We start from the raw sequence: 15680 nt of genomic DNA on the forward strand, positions 1-15680 counted from the left end.
GGACAGGCGGGGGAATGGGCCGGCCTCAAGCTGAACAGGTCAGCGAGGTGGGGCGGCGGTCCCTTCGGCGTGATGTGAATCCACGCGGGAGATCGGAGACGATGCCAAGCACAATGGCAATCGGCTGCGCATGCATGCAACGGGCGGGGATTTGGACGATGCGCGCCGGTTTGAAACCGGCACATCGGCCAACCGCGGACCGAAAAATACGGCAGTAAGCAGCCAAGTCGCGCACTATAGCACGAATTTTTGCAGTGCGCAAAAATGCTGGTGACATTGATGTATGTGACGGTACCGACGCTTGCTGGATCGAGCGCGCCGCCTATACTCAAAAGACCGGCCATGCTCACAGCCGGAAAGGGGCGGATGATGGAATTCCCGATGGCCTTCTCCAACCTATACCTGTTGCTCGCCGTTTGCGTTGCGGGCGTGATCGGACTGGCGTCTGCGCCGCTGGTGATCCGAGGTGCGCGAGTAGGGATCCGCGTACTGCTGACGATCATTGGGGTGCTGATCGGGCTGCTCGTGCTCGAAGCGCTACCGGTGTTGACCTAGATGGCCCGGGGCCATCCGCAGCCATAGGCCCGCCCGCATGTGGCGGGCCTCGTTGTTTTGTGCGGGCAAGAAAACAAAAGCCAGGCGTGTTGCCTGGCTTTGTCATATCTGCTGGTCCCGCCGACAGGAATCGAACCTGTATCTCACGCTTAGGAGGCGCGTGCACTATCCATTGTGCTACGGCGAGTGACCGACTCCCGGGTGACGCCAACGGCCGCCCGAGCGAGCCGCGATTCTACGCAATTTGCAGAGCCAAGACCAGAGAACCGCGGGAGCGCCGGGCTGCGTCGGCAGCTGTTACCGATGCCATATGAAACGATGATGACGCCATGAGTTTTGTAGGTTGCGGCCCACAGTCCAGGCGTACTTGTGATGAGGCAAACGCTAAAGCGAACGAACGATCGGTCAAAGAATCAGATTTAAGTATTACGAACTTTCCACGGTTGTTCACGGAAGTTATGCTTCATCACCCCTTTCAGAAACCCCTAGGCGACCAACATGCTGACATCCGAAGAACGGGACGATCCGTGGACGGTGGAGCCGTCGCTGGAAAGCCTGCTTCCCAAGCATCGGCCCGGGACGATTGATCGACCGATCTATTTCCGTCACACCGATACCCCCGACGGCCACGTCATCAAGCAATTTCCTGACGGCTCACGCCAGCTCGTGCGCTTTGTCGGCCTGGAAGAGCAGGTCGTCAAGCACTTTCTCTGAAATCCGCTCTCCGCGCCGGCAAGCAAGCACTTCGGCACATGTCGTAAGACATGCTGTGTTGTGTTTCCTGGCGATGCGCTGAGGTGGTGAGCGCTCTATCATTCGCAAATATTTACGTAAGCGATTGATAAGTTCATGGGAAGTATGCAAGGGTTTGCGCCCGCCACGCCGCCGACGCACAACCACTATTCCGGACAGCGAGCCGTCGCTGCGCCGCCTGCCATCGACATGGTGGTGCCGTGGCCGGTGCGTGAATGGTCACCCGTGGTGACGTCTGATGAGGCGGCTGCCATGCGGTCTGCGCTGGAGCGCGGCAATGTGCTGCATTTTCCAGGGCTCGACTTCCCACTTGATGCCCGGGAGCAGCGCTTTCTCGATGCACGCTGGTCTGACGGCAAGACGAAGAACATCAACCTGCGGGCGAACGAGGCCGGCGTGCGCGGCGCCATCGGGCAGCCCGCTGATCTGCGCGATCTCGCTACCTTGATCCGGCGTTACGCCGATGCTGCCGAGTGCCTCGTGCTGACGCTGTTTCCCGACTACGCCCCGCATTTGAAGCGAGCCGGCACGTCGTTGCGGCCGGCCGAGATTGCCGGGCGGCCGGTCAGTTGGCGCAAGGACGACACGCGTCTGCACGTCGACGCATTCCCGTCGAACCCGCTGCACGGCCAGCGCCTCTTGCGTGTGTTCCACAATGTCGATCCGGATGCCTCGCGCGTCTGGCGCATCGGCGAACCCTTTGCCGACTTCGCCCAGCGGTTTGTGCAGAAAACGCGTGGGATGCTCCCGGGACAATCGTGGCTGATGCACAAGCTGCATATCACCAAGCGCCTACGCTCCGAATACGACCACCGCATGCTGCAGCTGCACGATCTCGCGAAGGCCGACCTGGTCTATCAGCGCGGGGCACCGCAACAGACGTTCGAATTCGCTCCGGGTGCGACGTGGGTGGTCTTCAGCGATCAGGCGCTGCATGCGGCAATGCGCGGCCGCGCGATGATGGAACAGACGTTCTACCTTGATCCGGCGGCCATTGCCGATCGCACCCATTCGCCCGAAGCTGTCCTGTCGCGCATGCTCAACAAGCCGATGCTGCCCGCCCAGCGCTGACCGCGCAAAGCAAAACGCCGCCTGACTACACGGCGGCGTTGCGCGATCACACCGTTGCGTTCAATCGGCGACCTTGTCGCTCGGGTACTTGAACGAGTCGCGCAGCAGGAAGCTCATCGGTATATCGAGCTTCGCGCTGTGCGGCGGAATCGGTTGCTGGAACCACTTTTTGTAGAGCTTGTCGGCGTCGTAGTCGAGGATGATGTTGGTCATCGCGCGATCAACAAGGTGCTTGAACTCGGCGTCGTCCTTGCTGAGCATGATCGCGTAGGGCTCGACCGTGAGCATGTCGCCGACGACGGCGTAGTCGCTTGGCGTCTTGGTGTTGGCGCGGAAGCCGAAGAGCAGCACGTCGTCCATCGCAAAGGCGTCAGCCTTGCCGGTTTCGACCATCGCAAACGATTCAGCGTGGTCCTTGGCTTCGAGAAACTTCATATTCAGCACGCGCACGTCATTCATCTTGCGCAGTTCCGCCACGCTGGTGGTGCCTTTGGTGGTGACGACGGTCTTGCCGCGCAGGTCGTCCCACCTGCGGATGCCAGACGAAGTCTTGACGATCATGCGGATGCCCGCGATGTAATGCGGGATCGTGAATGCCACTTTCTCGCGGCGTTCGCGATTATTGGTGGTCGAGCCGCACTCGAGGTCGGCTTTGCCTTCGATGATGGCCGGCATCCGCGTCGAAGGCGTGACCATCACGTATTGCACTTTCAGGTCAGGCCGCTTCAAGTCCGTGCGCAGCTTGTCGACCACGCGCAGGCACAGGTCGACGGCATAGCCGACGGGCTTTTTATCAGCGTCGTAGAACGAGAAGGGCACGGAGCTTTCGCGATAGGCGACGCGGACGGTGCCGGTATCACGGATGCGGTCGAGCACCGGTGTGGAGGAAGCCAGGGCAGTGCCTGGTACAAAACTGGACAGCGAAGCGAAGAGCAGCGCTGCGGCCGGCAGCGCGCGCGTGAAGAACGGCATGGTTGTATCCCCCGGGAAAGAATCGGCGGCCCACTTTATCGTTATGCCCGGCTCGTGGCCGGAGGGCCTGCCGCATGATACGGCGCGACGTTGCAACCTGCAGGCCAGTACTTTTTGGGTGTTGTAAGCAGGCTGCAAGACTCGACCCAGCCCTCTAAAAGCCGACGCGTGGCGATTGCGTTGCAGTGGTGCATTGCGCACACGTGACGTGCGCGATGCACCGTCTCAGCCGTCGGGGCGGTGCAGTGGACTCCCCGCGGTGCATGCCCGAGCCGTGCATGCGTTGCTGCGGTGCGAAGCCGCACCGCGCCTAGCGTTAGGCGTTTTTCCCTACCGGGTTTGTCCCGACTGCCCGAGACAGACGAGGGGCGCTATGCTCCGGCCATGTCTTGTTCGCAAGGCATCGAGGAGAGACTCTTCCGGCCCGCCGAAAGCGGGCCGTTTTCTTTGGTGCGCTCGTTTTCTAGTTCTGGTTGGGCAGCACATTGCCCGGTTGCGACGACTGCCGCGGCCAGTTCGAGAACGCGAAAATCCACAGCGCCACGAGGTTCACCAGCGGCACCAGCACAAGCAGCGTCCACCAAGGCGAGAAGCCGGTTCGCAGCAAGATCTGCCGCACCGGAATGCCTGCCACGATCAAGATGATCAACAGCCCGAATAGTCCGCGCATCGTCGTTCCCCTTCCGTAACGGTATGGATGGCGCGGCCGGAAAAAGCGAGTCCGGCGGCACAAGCGTTATAGCACCGGCATCTGCAAGCGCAATGCCGCCGGTGGACGACGCGCGGGGCGACTACAATACGCGCCTTCCGGCCGCACGCGGCCTGCCTCCTTCTCACTCCAGCATGGCCCTGTTTTCCATTACCGATGCGCAACTGGCGTTCGGCCACGTGGCGTTGCTCGACCACACCGATTTCTCGCTGGAGGCCGGCGAGCGCATAGGCCTGATCGGCCGCAATGGCACTGGCAAGTCGTCGCTGCTCAAGATCGTGGCGGGTACGACCTCGCCGGATGACGGCCTGATTGCTCGCCAGAGCGGCGTGACCTCGGCCTATGTGCCGCAAGAGCCTGAATTCGACCCGGAGCAGACCGTGGCCGAAGCCGTGGCGATGGGAGTGCCGCATGCCGCCGGCCTGCTTGCCGAATACGAAGCGCTGATCACGTCGATGGGCGATTCCCACGACGAAGACGCGCTGCACAAGCTGCAGGCGTTGCAATCCCAGTTGGAAGCGGCAGACGCCTGGCAACTGCATACGCGCGTGGAAACGACCATTGCCCAATTGGGCCTGCAGCCGGGCGCGCGCATCGGTTCGCTGTCTGGCGGCTTGACCAAGCGTGTGGCGCTTGCGCAGGCGCTGGTGAGCGCGCCCGACATCCTGCTGCTGGACGAGCCGACCAACCACCTCGACTACGACTCCATCCGCTGGCTCGAAGATTTGCTGCTGGCCTTCCGCGGCAGCGTGTTGTTCATTACGCACGATCGCGCGTTCCTCGACCGCGTCGCCACGCGCATCATCGAACTCGATCGCGGCAAGCTGCGTTCGTACCCCGGCAACTTTACGGCGTATCAGACGCGCAAGGCGCAGGAGCTGGAAGCCGAAGCCCTGGAGAACGCCCGCTTCGACAAGCTGCTCGCGCAGGAAGAAGTGTGGATCCGCAAGGGTGTGGAAGCGCGTCGCACACGCAGTGTCGGCCGCGTTGCGCGGCTGGAACAGATGCGTGTGGAACGCCAGGTGCGCCGCGAGGTGCAGGGCAACGTCAAGCTGGAGGTCTCGCAGGGCGACCGCTCCGGCAAGATCGTCGCCGAGCTGATCGACGTGACCAAGCGCTATGGCGACAAAACCGTCGTCGACAACTTCACCGCCACGATTTTGCGCGGCGACAAGGTCGGGATTCTCGGCGCCAACGGGGTCGGCAAGACCACGCTGCTGAAGTTGATTCTTGGCGAACTGGCACCCGATTCGGGCACGGTGCGCAACGGCACCAACCTGCAGGTGGCCTATTTCGACCAGATGCGAGCCCAGTTGGACCTGAACCGGTCGCTTGCCGACACCATCAGCCCCGGCAGCGACTGGATCGAAGTCAACGGTCAGCGCAAGCACGTGATGAGCTATCTGGGCGATTTCCTCTTCCCGCCCGAGCGTGCGCGCTCGCCTGTGGCCTCGCTGTCTGGCGGCGAGCGCAACCGGCTGCTGCTGGCGCGCCTGTTTGCCCGTCCGGCCAACGTGCTGGTGCTCGACGAGCCGACTAACGATCTGGACATCGACACGCTTGAGTTGCTGGAAGAGCTGCTGCAGGAGTACAGCGGCACGGTGTTCCTGGTCTCGCACGATCGCGCGTTTGTCGACAACGTCGTCACCTCGGTGATTGCGGCGGAGGGGGAAGGCCGTTGGCGCGAATACGTGGGCGGGTTCTCGGACTGGCAGACGCAATCGGCGCGCTCGGCCAAGATGGCGCAAGCCGCCAAGCCCGTCGCCGAAGAGAAGAAGCCCGAGGCGGCCAAGCCGCGCGAGCGCGCCGCGGTCAAGCTCAGCTACAAGGAGCAGCGCGAACTCGACGCGTTGCCCGCTACCATCGAGGCGCTGGAGGCGGAGCAAAAGCAGGTCGGCGGCGAACTGGAAGACGGCACGATCTACGGCCGCGACCCGGAGCGCGCGCAGAAGCTGGCCGAGCGCCACGAAGCCATCGAACTGGAGCTGCTGGAGGCGCTGGAGCGTTGGGAAGCCCTCGACGCCAAGCGCGCCGGCACGGTGTGACGCTGCAGTAACCACGCAATATGTCAGCGGGATGTCGCCCGAATGTGGTTTTCGGGTCGCATCCCAACGCTGACGATCCCTCCGCATTGTTGAGGACAGCTTCCTTTACAATGCGCGCTGCATTCCCGGTGCTTGGGGACAGACCCAAGCCTGGTCAGTTTTTCCGCCTTCCATGAGCAAAACCTCCCAATACAGCGAATCGTCGATCAAGGTCCTCAAGGGCCTGGAACCGGTCAAACAACGGCCGGGCATGTACACGCGCACCGACAATCCCCTGCACATCGTGCAGGAAGTCATCGACAACTCCGCTGACGAGGCGTTGGGCGGCTACGGCAAGCAGATCGCCGTGACGCTGCACAAGGACGGCAGCGTGAGCGTGGAGGACGACGCGCGCGGCATTCCCGTCGGCATCCACCCCGAAGAGGGCGTGCCGGTGGTCGAGATCGTCTACACGCGCCTGCATGCCGGCGGCAAGTTCGACAAGGGCCGCGGCGGCGCGTACGCGTTCTCCGGCGGCTTGCACGGCGTGGGGGTGTCGGTCACGAACGCGCTGTCGACGCGGCTGGAAGTGACGGTCTGGCGTGACGGAAATGTGTCGACCCTTGCGTTCTCCGGTGGCGACGTGATCGAGCCGCTGACCACCCGCAAGGCCGAACGCGGCGAGAAGAAGAGCGGCACACGCGTGCGCGCGTGGCCGGACGCCAAGTATTTCGATTCCGAGAACATCCCGCAGGCCGAGCTGCAGCGCTTGCTGCGCAGCAAGGCCGTGCTGCTGCCGGGCGTGAAGGTCAGCCTTACGCTGGAAAAAACCGGCGAGACACTCGAATGGCAATACGACCAGGGCCTGCGCGGTTATCTGGTCGAATCGCTCGCACAGGGCAGCGGCGCCGAGCCGGTGATCCCCCTGTTTGAAGGCGAACACTTTGCCGACCCCGACAAGCTCGGCGAAGAAGGTTTTGCCTTCGGCGAAGGCGCCTCATGGGTGGTGGCCTGGACGGAAGAGGGCTCGCCGGTACGTGAGTCATACGTCAACCTGATCCCGACACCCGCGGGCGGTACGCACGAATCCGGTTTGCGCGAAGGCCTGTTCCAGGCCGTGAAGAGCTTTGTCGAGATGCACGCGCTGCTGCCCAAGGGCGTCAAGTTGATGTCCGAAGACGTGTTTGCGCGCGCTTCGTTCGTGTTGTCGGCCAAGGTGCTCGACCCGCAATTCCAGGGCCAGATCAAGGAACGCCTGAACAGCCGCGATGCGGTGCGGCTCGTGTCCACCTTCAGCCGCCCGGCGCTGGAGCTGTGGCTGAACCAGCACGTTGAGCACGGCAAGAAACTGGCCGAACTCGTCATCAAGCAAGCGCAGGCGCGTACACGTGCCGCGCAGAAGGTCGAGAAGAAGAAGGGCTCCGGCGTGGCCGTGCTGCCCGGCAAGCTGACCGATTGCGAGTCTGACGACGTGACCCGCAACGAACTCTTCCTGGTGGAAGGTGACTCCGCTGGCGGCTCGGCCAAGATGGGCCGCGACAAGGAATTCCAGGCCATCCTGCCGCTGCGCGGCAAGGTGCTCAATACGTGGGAAACCGAACGCGACCGCCTGTTCGCCAACAACGAAGTGCACGACATTGCGGTCGCCATCGGCGTAGACCCGCACGGGCCGAACGATACGGTCGACCTGTCGGGCCTGCGCTACGGCAAGATCTGCATCCTGTCCGATGCTGACGTGGATGGCGCGCACATCCAGGTGCTGCTGCTCACGTTGTTCTTCAAGCACTTCCCGCAACTGATCGATCGCGGGAACGTATGCGTGGCCCGGCCGCCGCTGTATCGTGTCGATGCCCCCGCGCGCGGCAAGAAGCCCGCGCAGAAGCTCTACGCGCTGGACGCCGGCGAGCTGGAAGCCATTGAAGACAAGCTGCGCAAGGACGGCGTGAAGGAAGGCGCCTGGCAGATCTCCCGCTTCAAGGGCCTGGGCGAGATGAGCGCCGAGCAGCTCTGGGAAACCACCATGAACCCCGACACGCGCCGTCTGCTGCCGGTGGCGCTGGGCGAACTGGGCCAAGACCAGACCATCAACATGATGAACATGCTGATGGGCAAGGGCGAAGCCGGCGCGCGCCGCACGTGGCTGGAAGCGCGCGGCAACGAAGTCGAAGCCGACATTTGACCGCTGACTGAAAACGATGAAGCTTTTCGCACGTTTCGCATTCGCATTGACGGCGCTGGCCCTGGTGGCCAGCCAGCCGGTGCGCGCGGACGTCTACGGCTACATCGATGAAAACGGTCTCGCGCACTTTGCTGCAGAGCGCCTGGACGATCGCTACGTGCTCTTCATGAAGGGCGCCGCGGTGGCTAGCAAGGGCGACGACAAGGCCAAGGACGACAGCGCCATCGCCCTGCCGGCGACCGAGCTGCCCGATGCCGATGCCTACCTCAATGCCAGCAAGCGCGACGCACTCGACAACGCCGGCGGCATGCGCCAGCGCTTGGTGCGCGCGGTGCTGCAGCATCCGAACGTGCCGACGGTGGAGCCGCTGATCCGCCAGGCCGCCAGCAAGCACGGTATCGACCCCGCGCTGGTGAAGGCCGTGATTGCCGCCGAATCCGGTTTCAACCCGCAGGCCGTGTCGCCCAAGGGGGCAATCGGGCTGATGCAGGTGATTCCGGACACCGGCGCGCGCTACGGCGTGACCGGCGACGCCCGCCGCACCGCTGCGCAGAAGCTGGCCGACCCGAAAACGAACATCACCACCGGCGTGCGTTACCTGAGCGATCTGCTGCGCATGTTCTCGGGCAACCTGGAACTTGTGCTGGCCGCCTACAACGCGGGCGAAGGCGCGGTGCAGAAGCACGGCAACGACATTCCGCCCTACGCCGAGACCCAGAACTACGTGAAGACGGTGCTGCAGTTCTATCGTTACTACAACCCGGTCGCCGCCGTGCCCGGGTTGATGAATGTGAGAGCCAACGGCGTCATCGCCACGCGCAAGCCAGGCCGCACCGGCCGGCCCGCACGCATCGAACTCGTATTGGACCCGGCCACCGGCGTGGCCACGAACATCCCCCAACATTGATCCCGGCGGCGCCGCAACGTTGAAGCGCGCCGCTTTCGCTTGAGCCTCCATGGAACAACAAGACATCCTCTTCGACCCCAGCGAGCCGGCCGAAGCGCTCACGCTTGGCGCCTATGCCGAGCGCGCCTATCTCGACTACGCCATCAGCGTGGTCAAGGGCCGCGCGTTGCCCGAGGTGGCCGATGGCCAGAAGCCAGTGCAGCGCCGCATCCTGTTCGCGATGCACGAGATGGGCCTGCGCTCCGATGCCAAGCCGGTCAAATCGGCGCGCGTGGTGGGCGACGTGCTCGGTAAATACCACCCGCACGGCGATCAATCTGCCTACGACGCGCTGGTGCGCCTGGCGCAGGATTTCTCGCTGCGTTACCCGTTGATCGACGGGCAGGGCAACTTCGGCTCGCGCGATGGCGACGGTGCGGCGGCGATGCGCTACACCGAAGCGCGCCTCACGCCCATCTCGCGTCTGCTGCTCGAAGAGCTGGACCAGGGCACGGTCGACTTCATCCCCAACTACGACGGTTCGATGGACGAGCCGAAGCTGCTGCCGGCGCGCCTGCCGTTCGTGCTGCTTAACGGCGCATCGGGCATTGCGGTGGGGATGGCCACGGAGATCCCGTCGCACAACCTGCGCGAAGTGGCGAACGCCACCGTGGCGCTCATTCGCGACGACAAGCTCACCAGCTCCGATCTGATGCAGTACATGCCGGGGCCGGACTTTCCGGGCGGCGGTCAGATCATCTCGTCTGCAGCCGACATTGCGCAGGTGTATGAGAGCGGTCGCGGCAGCCTGAAGGTGCGCGCGCGCTGGAAGATCGAAGAACTCGCGCGCGGCCAGTGGCAGCTCGTGGTGAACGAATTGCCGCCTAACACCTCGTCGCAGAAGGTGTTGGAAGAGATTGAAGAGCTGACGAACCCGAAGGTGCGCACGGGCAAGAAGTCGTTGTCGCCGGATCAGCTCACCATGAAGCAGACCATGCTGGGGTTGCTCGACGCCGTGCGCGACGAGTCCGGCAAGGATGCGCCGGTACGCCTCGTGTTCGAGCCCAAGAGCAAGAACATCGATCAGCAGGAATTTGCCAACACGCTGCTGGCACATACGTCGTTGGAGTCGGGCGCGCCCATCAACCTGGTGATGATCGGCACGGATGGCCGGCCGCGCCAGAAGGGCTTGGCCGAGATCCTGCGCGAGTGGATCGCCTACCGCTTTGCCACGGTCACGCGCCGCACGCGCCATCGTCTGGGCAAGGTGGAAGACCGCATCCACATCCTCGAAGGCCGGCAACTGGTGCTGCTGCGCATTGAGGATGTGATCCGCATCATCCGCGAGAGCGAAGACCCCAAGGCCGCCCTGATCCAGGTGTTCAACCTGAGCGACCGTCAGGCCGAAGACATCCTGGAAATCCGCCTGCGCCAGCTCGCACGCCTGGAAGCCATCAAGATCGAGCAGGAACTGAAGAACCTGCGCGAAGAACAGGGCGAGCTGGACGTGCTGCTGAAGTCCGAGACCATGATGCGCCGTCGCATCATCAAGGAGATCGAGACTGACGCGAAGCAATACGGCGACGACCGCCGCACCTTCATCCAGGAGGAGCGCCGTGCCGCCGCCGAAGTGAAGGTCGTCGATGAACCCGTCACGGTGATCGTCTCGCAGAAGGGCTGGGTGCGTACGCGCCAGGGCCACGGCCACGACGCCACGCAATTCGGCTTCAAGGCTGGCGACACGCTGTATGACACGTTTGAATGCCGTACCACTGATGCGCTGCTGATCTTCGGCACGCGCGACGACAAGGGCACGGGCCGCGTCTATTCCGTGGCCGTGGCCAACCTGCCGGGCGGCCGTGGCGATGGTGTGCCGCTGACGACGCTGATCGAACTCGCGCCGGGCACGCATATCGCCCACACGTTCGCGGGCCACGCCGAACAGAATCTGGTGATTTCCACGCGCGGCGGCAACGGCTTCCTGGCCAAGGTGGGCGACATGGTCGGCCGCCAGAAGGCCGGCAAGGCGTTCCTGACGCTGGACGAGGGCGACCAGCCCAACAAACCGGCGCCCGTGCCGGCCGACGCTTATGGCGTGGCGTGTCTGTCGGAAGGCGGCCGCATGCTGCTGTTCCAGATCAGCGAGTTGAAGACGCTCGCCAGCGGTGGCCGTGGCGTGATCCTGATGGAGCTGGAGAAGAACGAAACGCTGCTTCAGGCGGTGGCCTTCGGTGCAGCGGGCTTCGTGCTCTCGGGCACCGGCCCACGCGGCGGCAAGGCCGTTGAGCAGACCATGACGACCCGCGCGCAAGAGCCGTATGCAGGCAAGCGCGCGCGCAAGGGCAAGACACTGGAGCCCAAGCTGCGCGACGCGAAGCTCTCGCTGCCGAAACCGGCACCGGCAGCCGCCTGATCCGATGAGCGATCCGCACGCACCGCCTGATGCGGTTTCGGCGACAGACGCAAACGTTCCCTCGTGCCGCAAGCTCTTCACAGAGTTTGCGCGCATGGGGCTGTCGGGCTTTGGTGGCGTGCTGCCGTTCGCGCGTGCCGGCATTGTGGATCGCAACCGCTGGCTATCCAACACCGAGTTCGCCGAGCTGCTGAGTCTGGGGCAGGTGTTGCCCGGTCCGAATGTCGTCAACCTGTCGGTGATGCTCGGCTATCGGTACCACGGCGTGCGTGGCGCCGCAGCCGCAATGGGCGGTCTTGTGCTCACGCCTGCCGTGCTGCTGCTGTTGATCGTCATGCTGTACGACCAATTCAGCGCGCTGCCTTTGGTGCAGAACCTGCTCAAGGGCATGGCAGCGGTGGCGGCGGGGCTGGTGCTCTCAACCGCCGTCAAGCTGGCGCAGGGCCAGTCCCGCACCTGGCGTGCCGTCGGCATCGGTCTGGCGGTCGTCCTCACCATCGGCGTGTTGCAGTGGCCGCTGCTTCCCGTGATGCTGGTGCTGATACCGCTTGCCCTCCTGCTCGAATGGAGGGCGATGCGATGAGCTACCTCGCCACCGTCTTCGACCTGTTTTGGCACTTTCTCGTGCTGTCGTTTCTCGCCATCGGCGGGGCAAGCTCGACGCTGCCCGACATGCATCGTTTCCTGGTCGATACGCGCCACTACATGACGAGCGAGCAGCTGAGCGCCATGTATGCCATCTCGCAGGCGGCCCCAGGCCCCAACGTGCTGTTTGTGGAACTGTTCGGGTGGCAGGCGGCAGGTCTGGGCGGTGCAATCGCATCGCTGGTTGGCATCTGCGGGCCATCCTGCGTGATCGCCGCCGTCATCGCGCGCGTCATGGACCGCAAGCCCGACGCGCGCTGGATCGCGTTGGTCCGCCGCGGCCTTGCACCGCTGACGATCGGTCTGTTGTTCTCCACCGGCTGGGTGCTGGCCCGAGGGGCAGACAGCAGCTTCAGCACCATCGCGCTGACCGTTGCGACGGTCGTGGCCTGTACCTTCACCCGCATACACCCGCTGGTGCTGGTGGGGGTAGGGGCTTTAGTTGGCGGCATGGGCTGGGTGTAGCGCCCTCAGTCGCACCGGCTGCGCGGCGTTCACCGCAAGCGAATCCAAGGCGGACAAAAGTCCGCCTTTTTCTTTGCGCGCTGGCTGGAGGTGCTGGGGCGTAGCCCTTCGGGAATACCCCAATGCCATCGATAATGTATATACAACAACATACGCATCTAAGCGATGTTGTCTGTATGTGAATTCACGTCCGATCGACCCACGCGTCAAGCCCGGACCGGCCCCGCAGGCAACCTCGCCGACATAAAGAGGAGACAGTTTGGAACACCTTCAACGCAACCTGCGCGCGCGGCATATCCGTTTTCTGGCGCTCGGTTCGGCCATTGGCACGGGCCTTTTCTACGGGTCCGCTTCGGCCATCCAGTTGGCCGGGCCGGCCGTGATCCTCGCGTACATCATCGGCGGCGCGGCCGTCTACATGGTCATGCGCGCGCTCGGCGAGATGGCGGTGCGCCAGCCGGTCTCCGGTTCGTTCGGGCGTTATGCGCGCGACAACCTCGGTCCGCTCGCCGGCTTTCTGACCGGATGGACGTACATCCTCGAAATGGTGATCGTCTGCCTGGCTGACGTCACGGCCTTCGGCATCTACATGGGCTTCTGGTTTCCCGAGGTGCCGCAATGGGTCTGGGTGCTCGGCATCGTCATGCTCATCTGCGGCCTGAACCTGTGCAACGTCAAGGTGTTCGGCGAGATGGAATTCTGGCTCGCGCTCATCAAGATCGTGGCGATCGGCGCCATGATCGTCGGCGGCACCGTCATCCTGTTCCTCGGCGTGAAGATGAACGGCGAGCATGCGTCGGGCCTGAGCAATCTCTGGTCGCACGGCGGCTTCCTGCCGCATGGCGTGGGCGGCCTCATCGCGTCGTTTGCCGTGGTGATGTTTGCGTATGGCGGCGTCGAGATCATCGGCATTACCGGCGGTGAAGCGCAGAACCCCGACAAGGTCATCCCGAAGGCCATCAACGCTGTGCCGGCGCGCATCCTGCTGTTCTACGTGCTGACCATGTGTGTGCTGATGGCGATCTTCCCGTGGACGGGCATCGACGGCCAGGGCAGCCCGTTCGTGCAGATCTTCTCGGGGCTGGGCATCCAGTCTGCGGCAGCGATCCTGAACCTCATCGTCATTTCGGCAGCCATCTCGGCCATCAACAGCAACATCTTCGGCGCGGGCCGCATGATGTACGGCATGGCCGAGCAGGGCCAGGCGCCACGCATCTTTGCGGCCACGTCGCGTCACGGCGTGCCCTGGGTGACGGTGCTGTTCATGGCCGGTGCGCTGCTGGGCGGCGTGGTGCTGAACTACCTGATCCCCGAAAACGTCTTCGTGATCATCGCGTCGATCGCCACGTTCGCGACCGTCTGGGTCTGGCTGATGATCCTGCTGTCGCAGGTGGCGATGCGCCGTCGCCTGTCGGCCGAAGAAGTGCGTGCGCTCAAGTTCAAGGTGCCGCTGTGGCCCGTGGGGCCGGCCCTTGCCATCGCGTTCATGCTGTTCGTGATCGGCGTGCTGGGCACCATGGAAGATACCCGCGTGGCGCTGTACGTTGGCGCAGGCTGGGTACTGCTCATGTCGGCAGCGTGGTATCTGCGCGTGAAGCCCAACGCAGCAGCCGTGTTGGCTGAAGAGGCAAGCGGGGCGTGAGCCCGGCCGGAAAAAAAAGAAAGACGATTTCTGGAGACAACCGATGTCGAACCACACCTCTGCGCCGTCGTACGCCGGCCGCGCGGGCGCGCAGGCGACGGTCCACGCGCAACCGCTGTCCCGCACGCGCGCCATTGCCGCCATCACGATCGGTAACGGCCTCGAGTTCTATGACTTCGTGGTCTACAGCTTCTTTGCCACGCTGATCGGCCGGCTGTACTTTCCGGTCGGCAACGCAACCGGCCAGTTGCTCATGTCGTTCGCCACGTTCGGCGTGGGTTTCCTGATGCGGCCGCTCGGCGGTCTGCTGATCGGCATGTACGCTGACCGCGCAGGCCGCAAGCCCGCCGTGGCGCTCACGCTGTGGCTGATGGGCCTGTCGTCGTTGATCTTCGTTGTCACGCCGACCTACGCCCAGATCGGCATCCTCGCACCGGTGCTCGTCGTGCTTGCGCGGCTCGTGCAGGGCTTTGCCATTGGCGGTGAGATGGGTGCTTCGACTGCGCTGCTGCTGGAATACGCCGATGATCGCTCGCGCGGTTTCTACACGAGCTGGCAGCCGTTCAGCCAGGGGCTGGCGGCGCTGTTCGGCGCGCTGGTCGGCTTGCTGCTGAGCAATGTGCTGGCGCCCGCCGCGTTGGAGTCGTGGGGTTGGCGGCTTGCGTTCGTGATCGGCATTCTCGTGATCCCCGTCGGCCTGGTCATCCGTCGCCGTCTTGAGGAAACCGCCGCACCGCACAGCACGCGCGAAGCCGACGCCACGCTGCCGCTGCTGCGCGAACACCGCCGCACGCTGGTGGCGAGCATTCTGCTGATGATTGGCGTGGCTTCGTCCACGTACATCATCGTCTACTACCTCAGCAATTACGCCGTGAGCGTGCTGCACATGCCGCTGTCGCTGGGCATCTGGGCGGCGTGCATTGCGGCGCTGGTGCAGGTGGTGCTGTCACCGTTCGCGGGCCGCCTCGCCGATCGCGTCGGGCGCCGCAAAGTAGTGTTGTGGTCGCGCGTTGCGCTGCTGGTGATGATCTATCCGGCCTTCGCGCTCATCAACGCAGAGCCTTCGCTTGCCCGGTTGCTGATCGTGGTCGGCTGCCTGTCGGTGCCGATGTCGATGACCTCGCCGGCCTCGATGGTGCTCGTCAGCGAGGTGTTGCCGCAGCGGCTGCGCGCCACGGGCCTGTCGATTGCCTACTGCGTTGCCATTGCCATCTTCGGTGGCTTTGCGCAGTTCTTCTCGACCGAGCTGATCCAGCTCACGGGCAACGCAAACGCGCCGGCCTTCTACGTGATCGGCTGCGGGCTGGTCTCGCTGATCGGTCTGGCGATGGTGCCCGAGACGCTCGGCCGGCGCCTCTCGTAACGC

Annotated in this window: 13 protein-coding genes, 1 tRNA gene and 2 pseudogenes; 13 read left to right on the top strand and 3 right to left on the bottom strand. The window is 64.0% G+C overall.

Annotation, left to right across the window (positions count from 1 at the left end):
• The first annotated feature begins 366 nt into the window (after positions 1-366).
• Positions 367-555: a hypothetical protein gene (locus NKG59_RS10705; RefSeq protein ID WP_012435166.1), complete on the top strand. Its 189-nt coding sequence runs from the start codon at positions 367-369 to the stop codon at positions 553-555.
• A gap of 112 nt (positions 556-667) precedes the next feature.
• On the opposite strand, the gene NKG59_RS10710 is transcribed toward NKG59_RS10705, so the two are convergent.
• Positions 668-742: transfer RNA gene (locus NKG59_RS10710), tRNA-Arg, on the bottom strand.
• A gap of 311 nt (positions 743-1053) precedes the next feature.
• On the opposite strand from NKG59_RS10710, the gene NKG59_RS10715 reads away from it, so the two are divergent.
• Positions 1054-1269: a hypothetical protein gene (locus NKG59_RS10715; protein WP_024976225.1), complete on the top strand. Its 216-nt coding sequence runs from the start codon at positions 1054-1056 to the stop codon at positions 1267-1269.
• A gap of 135 nt (positions 1270-1404) precedes the next feature.
• Complete coding sequence (locus NKG59_RS10720) at positions 1405-2379, top strand: Kdo hydroxylase KdoO (RefSeq protein WP_253536689.1); 975 nt, start codon at positions 1405-1407, stop codon at positions 2377-2379.
• A 60-nt stretch (positions 2380-2439) separates the two neighbouring features.
• Here NKG59_RS10720 and NKG59_RS10725 read toward each other — a convergent pair whose 3' ends face one another.
• Both NKG59_RS10725 and NKG59_RS10730 read right to left on the bottom strand, forming a co-directional pair.
• On the bottom strand, positions 2440-3351 hold the full coding sequence (locus NKG59_RS10725; protein WP_045204468.1) for an amino acid ABC transporter substrate-binding protein: 912 nt from the start codon (positions 3349-3351) through the stop codon (positions 2440-2442).
• 463 nt (positions 3352-3814) lie between these two features.
• Entirely contained in the window at positions 3815-4021 is a 207-nt protein-coding gene (locus NKG59_RS10730; protein WP_045204680.1) for a hypothetical protein, read from the bottom strand.
• A gap of 173 nt (positions 4022-4194) precedes the next feature.
• Here NKG59_RS10730 and NKG59_RS26505 point away from each other — a divergent pair.
• From NKG59_RS26505 to NKG59_RS10770, 10 genes and pseudogenes are all read left to right on the top strand, one after another.
• Positions 4195-5022, top strand: a pseudogene (locus tag NKG59_RS26505) (ABC-F family ATP-binding cassette domain-containing protein); the annotation flags it as partial.
• 207 nt (positions 5023-5229) lie between these two features.
• A pseudogene (locus NKG59_RS26510) lies at positions 5230-5541 on the top strand (ATP-binding cassette domain-containing protein); the annotation flags it as partial.
• Positions 5542-5799: 258 nt separating this feature from the next.
• Entirely contained in the window at positions 5800-6105 is a 306-nt protein-coding gene (locus tag NKG59_RS26515; protein WP_420804031.1) for a hypothetical protein, read from the top strand.
• Positions 6106-6277: 172 nt separating this feature from the next.
• Positions 6278-8263 carry a DNA topoisomerase IV subunit B gene (locus NKG59_RS10740; RefSeq protein ID WP_253536691.1) on the top strand — a complete coding sequence of 662 codons (1986 nt, stop codon included), beginning with the start codon at positions 6278-6280 and terminating at the stop codon, positions 8261-8263.
• A gap of 16 nt (positions 8264-8279) precedes the next feature.
• Entirely contained in the window at positions 8280-9170 is an 891-nt protein-coding gene (locus tag NKG59_RS10745) for a lytic transglycosylase domain-containing protein (protein ID WP_253536692.1), read from the top strand.
• A 49-nt stretch (positions 9171-9219) separates the two neighbouring features.
• Positions 9220-11562 (top strand): DNA topoisomerase IV subunit A, encoded by a 2343-nt coding sequence (parC, locus tag NKG59_RS10750; RefSeq protein ID WP_253536693.1) that lies wholly within the window; start codon positions 9220-9222, stop codon positions 11560-11562.
• A 4-nt stretch (positions 11563-11566) separates the two neighbouring features.
• Positions 11567-12145: a chromate transporter gene (locus NKG59_RS10755; protein WP_045204464.1), complete on the top strand. Its 579-nt coding sequence runs from the start codon at positions 11567-11569 to the stop codon at positions 12143-12145.
• Complete coding sequence (locus NKG59_RS10760) at positions 12127-12672, top strand: chromate transporter (RefSeq protein WP_253536694.1); 546 nt, start codon at positions 12127-12129, stop codon at positions 12670-12672. Before NKG59_RS10755 ends, NKG59_RS10760 begins: the two co-directional genes overlap by 19 nt.
• A 259-nt stretch (positions 12673-12931) precedes the next feature.
• A complete protein-coding gene (locus tag NKG59_RS10765) occupies positions 12932-14314 on the top strand; it encodes an amino acid permease (protein ID WP_253536695.1) in 1383 nt (460 codons plus the stop codon).
• A 43-nt stretch (positions 14315-14357) separates the two neighbouring features.
• On the top strand, positions 14358-15677 hold the full coding sequence (locus NKG59_RS10770) for an MFS transporter (RefSeq protein WP_253536696.1): 1320 nt from the start codon (positions 14358-14360) through the stop codon (positions 15675-15677).
• Positions 15678-15680: the final 3 nt, after the last annotated feature.

It is taken from the genome of Ralstonia chuxiongensis (assembly GCF_024158925.1).
In the GTDB taxonomy this organism is placed as follows: Bacteria; Pseudomonadota; Gammaproteobacteria; order Burkholderiales; family Burkholderiaceae; genus Ralstonia; species Ralstonia chuxiongensis.

What these genes read in the sequence shown, in the direction of transcription:
- NKG59_RS10745 (WP_253536692.1), top strand. Translation starts at nt 8,280, where the DNA reads ATGAAGCTTTTCGCACGTTTCGCATTCGCATTGACGGCGCTGGCCCTG.
- NKG59_RS10715 (WP_024976225.1), top strand. Translation starts at nt 1,054, where the DNA reads ATGCTGACATCCGAAGAACGGGACGATCCGTGGACGGTGGAGCCGTCG.
- NKG59_RS10725 (WP_045204468.1), bottom strand. Translation starts at nt 3,351, where the DNA reads ATGCCGTTCTTCACGCGCGCGCTGCCGGCCGCAGCGCTGCTCTTCGCT.
- parC (WP_253536693.1), top strand. Translation starts at nt 9,220, where the DNA reads ATGGAACAACAAGACATCCTCTTCGACCCCAGCGAGCCGGCCGAAGCG.
- NKG59_RS10770 (WP_253536696.1), top strand. Translation starts at nt 14,358, where the DNA reads ATGTCGAACCACACCTCTGCGCCGTCGTACGCCGGCCGCGCGGGCGCG.
- NKG59_RS10760 (WP_253536694.1), top strand. Translation starts at nt 12,127, where the DNA reads ATGGAGGGCGATGCGATGAGCTACCTCGCCACCGTCTTCGACCTGTTT.
- NKG59_RS26515 (WP_420804031.1), top strand. Translation starts at nt 5,800, where the DNA reads ATGGCGCAAGCCGCCAAGCCCGTCGCCGAAGAGAAGAAGCCCGAGGCG.
- NKG59_RS10720 (WP_253536689.1), top strand. Translation starts at nt 1,405, where the DNA reads ATGGGAAGTATGCAAGGGTTTGCGCCCGCCACGCCGCCGACGCACAAC.
- NKG59_RS10755 (WP_045204464.1), top strand. Translation starts at nt 11,567, where the DNA reads ATGAGCGATCCGCACGCACCGCCTGATGCGGTTTCGGCGACAGACGCA.
- NKG59_RS10705 (WP_012435166.1), top strand. Translation starts at nt 367, where the DNA reads ATGATGGAATTCCCGATGGCCTTCTCCAACCTATACCTGTTGCTCGCC.
- NKG59_RS10740 (WP_253536691.1), top strand. Translation starts at nt 6,278, where the DNA reads ATGAGCAAAACCTCCCAATACAGCGAATCGTCGATCAAGGTCCTCAAG.
- NKG59_RS10730 (WP_045204680.1), bottom strand. Translation starts at nt 4,021, where the DNA reads ATGCGCGGACTATTCGGGCTGTTGATCATCTTGATCGTGGCAGGCATT.